At 69.3% G+C, this 11,630-nt stretch carries 8 protein-coding genes, 1 tRNA gene and 1 pseudogene; 5 read left to right on the plus strand and 5 right to left on the minus strand.

The window, feature by feature from the left end:
• Window positions 1-258: 258 nt before the first annotated feature.
• The gene (locus ACFC8N_RS08195; protein ID WP_376287439.1) at window positions 259-603 is read right to left on the minus strand and encodes an SDR family oxidoreductase; all 345 of its coding nucleotides are present in this window, start codon (window positions 601-603) and stop codon (window positions 259-261) included.
• Complete coding sequence (locus ACFC8N_RS08200) at window positions 600-884, minus strand: hypothetical protein (protein WP_376287441.1); 285 nt, start codon at window positions 882-884, stop codon at window positions 600-602. Before ACFC8N_RS08200 ends, ACFC8N_RS08195 begins: the two co-directional genes overlap by 4 nt.
• Window positions 885-1,065: 181 nt before the next feature.
• On the opposite strand from ACFC8N_RS08200, the gene ACFC8N_RS08205 reads away from it, so the two are divergent.
• The 3 genes from ACFC8N_RS08205 (at window position 1,066) to ACFC8N_RS08215 (ending at window position 4,090) form a co-directional block, all read left to right on the plus strand.
• The gene (locus ACFC8N_RS08205) at window positions 1,066-1,491 is read left to right on the plus strand and encodes a hypothetical protein (protein ID WP_356019876.1); all 426 of its coding nucleotides are present in this window, start codon (window positions 1,066-1,068) and stop codon (window positions 1,489-1,491) included.
• Between the two features lie 797 nt (window positions 1,492-2,288).
• Complete coding sequence (locus tag ACFC8N_RS08210; protein ID WP_356019878.1) at window positions 2,289-3,443, plus strand: histidine kinase; 1,155 nt, start codon at window positions 2,289-2,291, stop codon at window positions 3,441-3,443.
• Window positions 3,431-4,090 carry a LuxR C-terminal-related transcriptional regulator gene (locus tag ACFC8N_RS08215; protein ID WP_376287443.1) on the plus strand — a complete coding sequence of 220 codons (660 nt, stop codon included), beginning with the start codon at window positions 3,431-3,433 and terminating at the stop codon, window positions 4,088-4,090. The genes ACFC8N_RS08210 and ACFC8N_RS08215 overlap by 13 nt, the downstream gene beginning before the upstream one ends.
• 4 nt (window positions 4,091-4,094) lie before the next feature.
• On the opposite strand, the gene ACFC8N_RS08220 is transcribed toward ACFC8N_RS08215, so the two are convergent.
• From ACFC8N_RS08220 to ACFC8N_RS08230, 3 genes are all read right to left on the minus strand, one after another.
• Entirely contained in the window at window positions 4,095-5,024 is a 930-nt protein-coding gene (locus ACFC8N_RS08220; RefSeq protein ID WP_376287445.1) for an SGNH/GDSL hydrolase family protein, read from the minus strand.
• Between the two features lie 11 nt (window positions 5,025-5,035).
• A complete protein-coding gene (locus ACFC8N_RS08225; protein ID WP_376287447.1) occupies window positions 5,036-6,049 on the minus strand; it encodes a DMT family transporter in 1,014 nt (337 codons plus the stop codon).
• Window positions 6,050-6,458: 409 nt separating this feature from the next.
• Window positions 6,459-8,699, minus strand: a complete 2,241-nt coding sequence (locus ACFC8N_RS08230; RefSeq protein ID WP_376287448.1) for an MMPL family transporter — start codon at window positions 8,697-8,699, stop codon at window positions 6,459-6,461.
• 1,421 nt (window positions 8,700-10,120) lie between these two features.
• Between ACFC8N_RS08230 and ACFC8N_RS08235 the strand changes: the two are divergent.
• Window positions 10,121-11,040, plus strand: a pseudogene (locus tag ACFC8N_RS08235) (alpha/beta hydrolase).
• Between the two features lie 517 nt (window positions 11,041-11,557).
• Window positions 11,558-11,630: transfer RNA gene (locus tag ACFC8N_RS08240), tRNA-Arg, on the plus strand.

Here is an 11,630-nt window from a genome sequence, read left to right on the forward strand (position 1 = left end):
CGTCGCCATACTCCAGGAGCCGTGATCCGTACGGGGTGCACGACCGGCCCAGCCACTCGTCCGGACAGCTGCAAAGAGCCATACCGGCCCTGGAGGCCACGAGCCTGAACCAGGCTCTACGAGGAAGATCACGGCCAACTGCCGGGGTGCGGTACAAGCTGGCCGGTGTGCGCTGGGTCGCACTGCCGGATAACGCGGGTCCCGCAGCCACGGGTGTGGCGCCCGGGGCCCGCCCACGGACGGAGCCGAAACGGACGGTCAGGCGCGCATGTTGGCGCCGCCGTCGATCGCCCAGACCTGGCCGTTGATCCGCTCGGCGTCATCGGACAGCAGGAAGGGCACGACCGAAGCCAGGTCGGCCGGGCGGCCCAGCCGCGTGGTCGGCACCTGGGACAGGGACATCTTCTGCAGTTCGACGTCGTTCTGCTTCTCCTGGGTCTCGCCCGTGACCAGGCCCGGCATCACCCCGTTGCAGCGCACGCCGGCGTTGCCCCAGTTGCCGGCGATGTTGCAGGTCAGCGCGTTGATGTCCGACTTGGAGGCGGAACAGGCGGGACGCTTGCGGTCACCGCCGCTGATCGCCGTGCCGAAAGAGCAGTTCACGATGCTGCCCCGGCGTTCTCCAGCAGATGAGGCAGGACGGCGCGGGCGGTGCGTACATGGCCGATCACGTTGACGTCGAAGGTCCTGGTCCTCGTCCACACGTCGAGGTCCGTCTCCAGCAGGTTCGTCGCGGCCGAGGTTGTTCGGCGAGAGGTCCGCGCCGATGTGAGCGGCGGACCGACGTCGTTCAGGTCTTCCCCAACCCCGCGCCCCTGAGCTGGCTCGCCGCGGCTGTACTGGCCGAACTTCTCGATATCAATGTGCCACCGCACAGTCGTCATTCGCCCCTGTCCGGCCGCAGTCGTGAGACACCAGGCAACCGCGTCGTGCGATGGTGTAGCTGGCTACACCTCGTGTTCGGGAGTGCGGTCCCTCGTGACGACGAGCCGATGACGGGATTCTTGATGACCAGCGAAGGGGGTTCCCTTCCTCGCCACTCATCCTCGTCCGAAGGAAACTCGCGTGAACTCGGTCCTCGCCAAGATGAAGTCGTTCTTCGTCAACCTCTTCCTCTGGACATTCTTCGCGGCGGGTCTCGCGTTGAGCGGCGCCGCCAAGCAGATTTTCGACGAGAGTACCCAGCAGAACCTTGCCACCTATGGCGGTGGAGTCGTCGCTCTCATCGCTGGCTCGCAGATCGCGAGGAAGCCGAAAATCAAGGCATTCCTGGGGCGCCCGGACACACTCTGGTTCCTGTTTCTCTTCAACGGCGCCGCGGCCGCCGGCATGTACTTCGTCATGAGCGGCGTGGACCGCTACGTCGGCTCCGGCATGATGAGCCTCGTTTCCCTGGGCGCCCTCGGCGGCCTCATCGCCGCCAAGAAGAACAAGCGCATGGCACCGAGTGCTGCCACCCACCAGGCGGGCCCCGACAGCCCGTGGGCCTGACAAGCCTGACCGACACGGCCGCGAGTCGTGAGCGCCCTCCACCTCCGAAGGCGCAAGCCCCTGGCGGAAATCCCTTCGCGGAACGCCGGGGACTTGCGTCTTTCTCATGGCCGACGGTCTCACCAGGGTGCACGAGATCAACTCGGACGCACATGACTTCCCGCCCGAGCCAATGAGTCCCTCAAGGCAATCAAAAAGGAGTCGAAGACGAGCGCGGACTCCATGACAGCGCTCTCGACGCGGGTCGTCGGTATATCCCGGTTCAGGAACTCGGCTTCGCCGGACCGCATGGAAACGAAATAGCAAGGAATTCCTGCCGATCTGGTCTGGTACCTGGTTCTTGCCCTCGTTCAACGGCACCGCATCCGCGTACCGCGGCTTCGCCCTGAACAGAGCGTCGAACACCTCCGTTCAACAGGACCGGCGCTCTGTGCCTCCAGGACTTCAACGGCTCCCGGAGCACGGGAGGGCGACCGACGACCACGGACGGAGCGATCAAGCCGTCAAAGACACGTGCCGCATGGTGATGTCGGGGAAGAGCTTGGGGATGCCGATACCGAAGAGACCGGTGGCGGACAGGCTCTGGTACGAGCCCGTCGGCGTAAGGATCGGCTTGCATCACTTCGTCTCGGGGTGCCTTCTCCAGGTGGCGACATCGGTTCGCCGATGTCCTCGGTCCCGGCCCGAGCTCGCCGTCTCCCAGGTGTGCCGTCCCCGGGGGATGGTGTAGCCGGCTACACCACGATGGTGTGGTCTGCTCTCCCGGTTGTCGGTGTCCGGTCGCCTAGCGTGGCCGTATGGGTAAATCGTTGCGGCGGGCAGGGCGTGCCACCGTCCATCTGTTCCTGGCCGCTGTCATGGCCTTCGGCCTGTACATCTTCATCACCGTTCTGATCATCACGGCCGTGGGAACGGTCGCGGTGGCCGGCGCTTGGATGCTGCCCGAGACCGTGCTGGTGATCCGCCGTATCGCGGGAGCGAAGCGGCGCATGACGACCGCGTGGACGGGACGGGAGATTCCCGAGGCGTATCAGGCTCTCGACGGGCCGTTGCGCGTGCGTCTGCGGGCCGTGGTTCGTGACCCTGGCACCCTCCTCGACCTGCGCTGGATGATTGCCTCGTATCTGTACGGCGCTCTCCTTGCCCTGGCGCTGCCCTTGTGGCCCCTGGCTCTGGTCGTGGACGGCGTGTGGAGCGGTCTGCTGCGCCGCGCGCCGGTCGTGCTGCCGTTGATCACGAAGATCGCCGATCTGGAAGCCCGTTGGTCGACCGCTCTGCTCAGGCCGTCACCCAAGGCGCTGCTGGCCGCCCGGGTCGAGGCGCTGGCAGCCACCCGTGCCGACGCCATCGCCGCGCACGAGGCCGAGCTTCGCCGCATCGAGCGCGATCTCCACGACGGCGCCCAGGCCCGCCTTGTGGCGCTGTCCATGAGGATCGGGCTGGCGCAGCGTGCCTACGACCGGGATCCGGAGGGGGCGCGCAAGCTGCTCGCCGAGGCCCATGCTCAGGCGCAGGAGGCCCTCACGGAACTGCGGCAGGTGGTGCGGGGCATTCACCCGCCGATCCTCACCGACCGGGGCCTCGTGGGCGCCGTCAGGGCGCTGGCCGCGAGCAGCGGCTTGGAGGTGATCGTGGAGGTGAAGGGGGGTCTGGAGGAGGGGCCGCGGCCGCCGGCCGCCGTCGAGGCCGCGGCGTACTTCGCGGTCGCGGAGGCACTCACCAACGCCGCCAAGTACAGCGGCGGCCGACGGGCCGACGTCCGGTTGGAACGCCTCCGCGCCGGTCTGCGTACCGTCGTCCGGGACGACGGCCACGGCGGCGCGGACGAGAACGAGGGCACGGGCTTGCTGGGCATCCGCCGCAGGGTCGCCGCGCTGGACGGTAGCGTGCAGGTGTCCAGCCCCGCCGGGGGCCCGACCGTGATCGAGGTGCAACTGCCGTGCGTGTGGTGATCGCCGAGGACAACGCCCTGCTCAGAGAAGGGATGGTCCTGCTGCTGAGGTCGGCCGGTCATGAGGTGGTGGCCGTGGTCGGGAGCGGGCCGGAGATCCTGCCTGCGCTGCTGGAGCATCGCCCTGACGTGGCCGTGCTGGACGTACGCATGCCCCCCAGCTTCCGCGATGAGGGACTGCGCGCGGCTCTGGAGGCCCGGAGGAACATCCCCGGTCTGCCGATGCTCGTGCTCTCGCAGTATGTCGAGGAGTCGTACGCGGCCGATCTCCTGGTGGGCGGTGCGAGCGGTGTCGGGTACCTGCTCAAGGATCGTGTGGGCCGTGTCGACGAGTTCCTCGATGCGCTGGAACGAGTGGCCGGCGGCGGCACCGCCCTCGACCCGGAGGTGGTCTCCGAGCTCCTCACTCGCCGTCGTGACACGCCGATCGACTCTCTGACGGCACGCGAGCGCGAAGTGCTGCAACTCATGGCCGAGGGCCACGACAACGCCACCATCGCCAAGACCCTGGTCATCACGGAACGCTCGGTCAGCAAGCACATCGGCAACGTCTTTCTGAAGCTGCACCTGCCGCCCAGCGACAGCGGCCACCGCAGGGTGCTCGCTGTGTTGGCCTATCTCAACAGCCCCTATCGGGCGTCTTCCTGACGACTCATCGTATGGTTCGCAGAACGGCGTCGGCCATGCCCTGCTCACCACGCGCATTGGGGTGGACGGCCACCGCCAGGCTGCTGGGCAGGAGCGGTTCGATCCAGCGGGTGTCCTCTGCCGAGCAGGCATTGTGGTCCTCGGAGGGCCCGTAGGTGTCGACGTACACCGCTCCCGCGGCTTCGGCTCGCTCGCGCAGTTCGGTGTTGAGCCGCTGTTCCTTCTCTCGCAGATAGGCCATGTCGCCCGGGGCGAGGGACATGACTCGTTCGCAGGCGGAGCTGTCGGTGGACAGAATGTCCGGATAGCCGACCACGTACACGTGGGCCTCGGGAGCACGACGCTTGATCTCCCGCAGCGCGTCGGCCAGCCGGGCGCCCGCGGTGCCGGTCTTCCGTTCGACCTGGTCGTTGCTGCCGTCTTCGGTGGAGAGCCGCTTGCAGGGCGAGTCGTCGGAGATGTACGTGCCACTGCCCAGGGCGTGGTAGACCGCCCCCATGGTGACGCAGCGTTTGATCATCGGGCCGAACCCTGTGTCGTTGCCGCCGATGCCGATGCTGACGAGGCGGGTCTTCGCCGACAGGGCTGTGAGCTGGGCAGGGTTGGTGCCGTCGTCGGTGTGCTGAGGCGCGGTGAGGTCGGCGACGGTTGCGCCGGTGCAGCTCATGTCGCGGAAGTCCGTGGCCGTGATGCCGAGTCGGGCGGCGACCAGGGAGGGGTAGTTGTGGTCGGAGCGGGCGCACCCGGCCGGAGTTCCGTGCTGGCCGGGAATCATCGGGCCTGCGGTGTACGAGTCGCCGAGAGCCACGTAGGGGCCCTTCGCCCAGGCCACAGACACGGCGGGCTTGTCTTCGTGTCCGCCGTCGTGCGCGGCGGCGACGGCGGCGGTCAGGGCGCCGGCGGCGACGAGGCCTCCAGCGAAGGTGATGCGCAAGTCACGGAGTGTCACAGTGTTCTGCCTTCCGGTTCGGGCATGACCGCGAGGTGCGGGTGCGGGCGGCGGCCGACCGCCGGGGACCACGGGGGCGGAGCGGTGTGGCTCTGGTGCTGGGCCGCCGGACGGAGGTCGGCGCTGTCCGATACGGGGGAAGTCGTGGAACGGGGGTCCGCCGAGGAGGGCTTCGAAAGGGCGGACTCAGCGGGGGTGGACTCCGCGGGGTCGGCGAGGACGAGGACGCCCCGGACCGCGAGGGCTGCGCCGGCGACGGCGAGGAGAACACCTGCGGGCCCGCCGTGGATCCGGTCGCCGAGGAGGCTCACGCCGATGACGGCCGCGGTGACCGGGTTCGCCAGGGTGAGGGTCGCCAGGGGTGCGCCGAGGCCGCCGGCGTAGGCGGATTGCGACAGGAGCAGACCGGCGAGGGCCAGTACGACGGCGGCGACGGCTGTCAGGGCGGTGTGCCAGGAAAGGAGGTGGTCCGTGTGCAGGACGGTCTGGGTGAGCGCGGACCCGGTGCCCGAGGCGATGCCCGAGGCGGCCGCCCGGGCCAGTGAACGCCGTGCACCGCCGCGCACGGACAGGGCGACGGAGATGGTGAGGCAGGTGACGGCCGTCACCACGACGGCGGCCGGGGCGGACAGGACGGTGGTAGACCCCGTGCCGGTGACGGTGAGCGGGAGCAGGGCGGTGAAGCCCGCGAGGGTGAGCGCCACACCTCGCCATTCGGCACGGGTGACACGTCGTTGGCCGGCGCGGGCGCCGAGGGGTACCGCGGCGACGACGGTGAGTGCGCCGAGGCACTGCGCGAGGGTGAGCGTGCCGTACTTCAGGGCGGCCACGTGCAGGGCCGCACCCGTGGCGTTGGCGGCGTTCGACACCCACCAGGCAGCGTTGGCCAGCAGGGCGCGCAGGCCCGTGCGGCCCGAAGCGGTGGAGGCCACACGGTGCTGCATCGCGGCCGCGGCGGCGTAGGCGGCGACGGAGGCGAGCGCCAGGAGCGCGGCGACCGTGATGTTCATCGCGGACTCTCCCATCGGGGATCGGTCGGAGGTCGGGGGACGCCTCGCCCGATGCGTTTCCGTCCTGGTCAGCGAGGTGGAGAGGCGGCTTCTCGTGGTCTCCACGATTCCGTCCGAGAGGCGCCGCAAGGAGGGGGCACCCTCCCGAAGCAGGGGTGTAGCGGGCTACACCCCGCAGGCGCTCATGGGCAGCCACACACGAGGGGCCGATCCTGGGAGGCGGCCGCACGAAGAGAAATCCGCGGGCCCGGCGGCGAGCCAGGGGAAGGCTCGACCCACCGGGCCCGGGTTCGCGCCGGACCTCCGTCCCCACGGGTTCGGCGCGGCGGGGCCGCCACCGCTCAGAGCGGCCCCGGTCAGCGGGCGGACGGATCAGGAGATGCGTCCGCCGCAGTTGGTCGGCCGATGCTCAGCCGAAGGGAACCGGCTCTGTGACGGGGGGTTCCTCCCGCACCGCCCGCTCGGGGGCAGGCACCTTGGCGTTGAGCTTCTCGCCCTCGACATCGATGTTCGGCAGCAGTCGGTTCATCCAGCGCGGCAGGTACCACGCTTTGTCGCCCAGCAGGGACAGCACGGCCGGCACGATCATCATCCGCACGATGAAGGCATCGAAGAGGACCGCGATCGCCAGCCCGAAGCCGATCATCTTGATCATCGACTCGTCGGCGCCGATGAACCCGGAGAACACCGCGATCATGATCAGCGCTGCGGCCACGACCACCCGCGCGCTGTAGCGGAACCCGGAGACCACCGCCGACTTGGCCGTGTCGCCATGAACGTAGGACTCACGCACCCGCGAGACGAGGAACACCTCGTAGTCCATGGCCAGTCCGAAGACTATGCCCACCAGGAAGATCGGCATCATGCTCATGATGGGCCCGGTGGACTCCACACCCAGCAGGTCGGCGCCGTGCCCCTCCTGGAAGACCAGGACGACCGCACCCAGGGCCGCCAGCACCGAGAGCAGGAAGCCGACGGCGGCCTTGACCGGCACGAGCAGGGAGCGGAAGACCAGCAGCAGAAGGACAATCGCCAGGCCGACCACCACCGCGAGATAGGGGACCAGGGAAGCCTGCACCTTCTCGGCGACGTCGATGTTCAGCGCGGTCTTTCCGGTGACCTCGAAGGTCGCGCCCGCGGTCTTGGCCTCGATGCCGGGGCGTTCGTCGCGGATGGTGGTGACGAGGTCCTGGGTCTTCTTGTCGGTGGGGCTGGTGGCGGGAGTGGCGGCGAAGACCGCCGTGTCACCGGCCTGGTTGAACCGGGCGGGCGAGACGGAGACGATGCCGTCGGTGGCCGCGATGTCCCTCTCGATCGTCCGTACGGCGGCCTTCGCCTCTTCGGCGCCCCCCGTGGCCTTGGCGTCCACGACGATGGTCAGCGGGCCGTTGAAGCCGGGGCCGAAGCCCTTGGCCAGGTCGTCGTAGGCTCGCCGCTCGGTGCTGGAGGTCGGCTTCGCCTCATCGCCCGGCATGCCCAGTTGGAGGTTCATGGCCGGGACGGCGACCGCGCCGAGGCCCACAACGCCCAGCAGGAGCACGGGGAGCGGACGCCGTACGACGATCCGTGCCCAGCGCGAGCCGCCGTTGTCCCGCCTGCGCTGCTTCCTCTGGTAACGCTTGGAGTTCTTGCGCGCCCCGCGCTCCAGCACGGCGTTGGGCCAGAATCCGAGCAGCGCCGGAACGAGTGTGAGGCAGACGAGGACGGCCAGAAGCACCGCGCCGGCGGCGGCCAGACCCATCTTCGTGAGCATCGGGATGCCGACCACGAAGAGCCCGGCGAGGGCGACGACGACGGTGAGGCCGGCGAAGACGACCGCCGAGCCGGCCGTACCGACGGCGAGCCCGGCCGCGGTCCTCGGGTCATGTCCCTTGGCCCGCTCCTCGCGGTAGCGGGAGACGACGAACAGCGCGTAGTCGATACCGCACGCCAGGCCCAGCATCGTCGCCAGTGTGCCCGTACTTTCCGACAGGCCGAAGGTGCCGCTCAACGCGGTGATCGCGGTCATGCTGACCCCGACGCCGAGGATCGCGGTCAGCAACGGAAGCCCGGCCGCCGCCAGCGATCCGAAAGTGATCAGCAGGACGACCGCGGCGACGGCAATACCGACGACCTCGGTGGCACCACCGGCCGCGGGCTGGGCCGCGAGCGCGTCCCCGCCGACCTCCACGGTCAGACCCGCGTGCCGCGCCTGGTCGATGGCCTTCCGCAGGTGCGCCTTGCTCGCGTCGGTGAGGTCACTGGCCTTGGCCTTGAAGGAGACGGTGGCGTACGCGGTGGTCGCGTCCTTGCTGACGGCCTTGGCCTGGAAGGGATCGACGGCGGAGACGACCTGTGACCCGTTGGCGGCCTCGTCGACCAGTCTCTCCACAGCCTGCCTGTTCTCGGCCGCGGTGATCTTCTCACCACTGGGTGCCACGAACACGATCCGCGCGTTCGCCCCGTCCGCCGCCGTACCCGGGTAACGGTGCTCCAGCAGGTCGAACGCCTTCTGCGACTCGATGCCGGGCATCGTGAAGCCCTCGTCGGCAGCCGCGGGGGCCTTGGCCGCGGCGACGCCGAGGGCGCCCAGAGCCACTACCCAGAACACGGAAACGAACCAGCGCCATCGGAAGGCCACACGGCCCAGGTGATACAGGACAGTTGCCATGGCGGGGAGAGCCTCCACATCAGCGGTCGAAAAAACGTCGAAAGAGGGATGAGCCGCCCCTGCCGCGTGTTGTCAGCCCCGGTCAGGGACTGTGGGAGGTGCGTTTTCCTGATCTCCAGAATTCCGCCCGCGAGCGTGGTGGCGCGACGGGCCGCACTCCCCAATCGGTGGTGGAGCGGGCTACACCACCGATTCGGGAGCGGAGTCCCTCCCGGGCCGACCGCCGACACCGTCCGGGGCGTACCCGTTCCCGAGCTGGGCCTCGTCGGCCGTACCGTCACGCGCCGCTCAGATCGACGGGTTCGGGGAGTCTGCCGGGTGCGAACAAGGCGAGCCGGTCCGCGGAAGCGTCACCGGCCGCGTCTGGCGCGACGCCAACGGCCGGGGTCCCGAACAATGCCGGCTGGTCCATGACGACCAGCACGGTCCATGCTCGGTCTGCAGTTTCTCGAACAGCTCACACTGCGGCGATTCGCTGTCGGACAGCGACTTACCGAACGCCTTTTCGCCTGCTAGCCGCTGCCGTGCCGTGATGCCCACACCTGTCGGCGCACAGACCATGGCACCCGCCTCTCGGCCGCGACGCAGGCCGCGAGGACTGTGCCCCTACGCCGAGCAGCGCATTTTTGCAATTCTTTAATTTTCGCGCCAGGACCCAGGGGGGGCCTGGCGCGCCCCTAAACCTCCCTCCCCGGTACAGCGCGGTCCGTCACACCATGAGCGGGGCCAGCAGGCTGGACAGTGGCTAAAGATCCCGCCGCTTCCGACGAGGCGATCGCCGGCGCCGAAGGCGGCGCCGCCAGGGATCAACTCACTGGCTCAGGCCAGAGATGGACGCGGGGGCGCTGTGTATTTTCCGCATCCACCCGACCGTGAGTCCCCTCAGCGGGCTTCGCGGCACCCCATACCCTCGTCACGCACCTCTGCCGCCATGCCGCCCAGCACGCGCCGTCGTCTGGGGTTCGTTGGTTGTCTGGTCCACCGGACTGCGGCCCGGTGGACCACTGGGCCGTGTCGGCCCCATCAATGGTTTCCGTCAGCGCGGTGGCGGCCGCGGTGAGGTCCGTGGGAATCGTCCGCTCGTGGGGCAGCAGATCCTGCTGCCCCACGACGGGGAACCGCGTCCGCTGTGGCCGGCGTGGACCTCACGGCATACCGGATCTCGCAGGAAGCCGTAACCAACCGAGACCAAACGAAGAACGTCACTACACGGACCGCATTGCCGGCACCCGCGTCTAGCCGACAAGCGGAGCAGCAGGTGTCTCATGGGCGGTTGGGCACGCCCGACAGTTGGCGGGCGACGGCCGCCGGCGGCACTGCCACGGACCGCGCACGCGTGCGACCGCAAGCAGCGAAGAGAGGACCACAAGGAGCACGCCATGCCCCACGCCATCGATCCGGAACTCGCCCCCTGGGTCGCCATGCTCCCTGAGCTGCCGTACGACGACATCCCGGCGGCCCGCGCGCAGGAGGCGGACCTGCTCACGGTGTTGAGCCGGCGCGGGAACCCGTTCCCGGCCGACGTGCGGGAGGAGAACGTCCCGGGCCCCGCGGGGGCGCCCGAGGTGCCGGTGCGGATTTACACGCCGAAGGGTGACGAGGAGGTCCGGTCTGCGCTGGTCTCCTTCCATGGCGGCGGGTTCGTCCTCGGCAGCATCGAAATGTCGAACGGCGGCAGTTCCATGTTCGCAGCGGAGACCGGCGCGGTGGTGGTCTCCGTGGGGTACCGGCTGGCCCCGGAGAACCCCTTCCCCGCCGGGCTGGAGGACTGCTACGCCGCGCTGGCGTGGACGTTCGCACACGCGGCCGAGGTGGGCGTAGACCCCGGGCGGATCGGCGTGGGCGGCGACAGCGCCGGCACCGGACTTGCGGCCGCCGTAGCGCTGCTGGCCCGAGACCGCGGTGGTCCGGTGCCGTACTTCCAGTACCTGGGCATCCCCGCGTTGGACGACCGGATCCGGACGCCGTCGGTGCGCGCATTCACCGACACCCCGGGGCTACGGCGGGAGCACGTCGAGCTGATCTGGGACCACTATCTCGGCGGCCCCGCCATCCGTGGCGGCGCGAATGTGTCCCCGTACGCAGCGCCCGCCCGAGCCGAGGACCTCGCTGGGTGCCGCCCGCGTACGTCGCCGTCGCCGAGTTCGATCCACTGCGCGACGAAGGCATGGACTACGCCCAGCGCCTGGTCCAGGCCGGCGTTCCGACCGAACTGCACCTGTTCCCGGGCACCTTCCACGCGTCGGGCGCGATCGTGGACTCCGAGATCAGCAAGCGGATGGTGAGCGAGGCGGTCGGCGCCATGCGGCGCGGACTGCGGACGAGGCGGCCGACCGGCTGACCGCACCGGCTCGGAGGGGACCAGGTGAGGGCTCGTCCACGCCGCCGACCGCGGTCCCGCACTGTACCCGTCGGCGTCGCCACCATCCCCGGAGAACGCGACGAAGGACAAAGCGACACCGAGACAACACCGCCGTCCGCCAACACCTCTACGGCGGCCGCGAAGACTCCGAAGCCGGCCCCCTGTTCGCCCCGCTCCCCTTGGAGCGCCGAGTGATCGTCTTCGGCGCCGAAGCCCAGAGCTTCGTCGTCCTCGCCCGCCCAGAACGCCACCAGCGCCGCCCGCCACAAAGAGGACCCCACCTACACAGACGCCGACACAGAGACCACCGACCTCAGCATCGGCGACGGCAAACCCCGCCGATCACTAACCGGGCTGAGGCATCAGCCCCAGCCCACCACCCCACTCCGATCCGCTACCCTGTCAGGAACCGCCACCTCGGTGACGGTCCCTACCCTTGCCGCAACCGGGGCGAATAGTCACTCAGAGTATTCAGCCACGTTTTACGCAAGGCCCCGCCTTCGTAGCTCAGGGGATAGAGCACCGCTCTCCTAAAGCGGGTGTCGCAGGTTCGAATCCTGCCGGGGGCA

It is taken from the genome of Streptomyces sp. NPDC055966, from assembly GCF_042269865.1.
Taxonomy (GTDB): domain Bacteria; phylum Actinomycetota; class Actinomycetes; order Streptomycetales; family Streptomycetaceae; genus Streptomyces.

Excerpts from the sequence above, each read along its gene's own strand:
- ACFC8N_RS08200 (WP_376287441.1), bottom strand. The coding sequence starts at position 884 with ATGACGACTGTGCGGTGGCACATTGATATCGAGAAGTTCGGCCAGTAC.
- ACFC8N_RS08210 (WP_356019878.1), top strand. The coding sequence starts at position 2,289 with ATGGGTAAATCGTTGCGGCGGGCAGGGCGTGCCACCGTCCATCTGTTC.
- ACFC8N_RS08230 (WP_376287448.1), bottom strand. The coding sequence starts at position 8,699 with ATGGCAACTGTCCTGTATCACCTGGGCCGTGTGGCCTTCCGATGGCGC.
- ACFC8N_RS08225 (WP_376287447.1), bottom strand. The coding sequence starts at position 6,049 with ATGAACATCACGGTCGCCGCGCTCCTGGCGCTCGCCTCCGTCGCCGCC.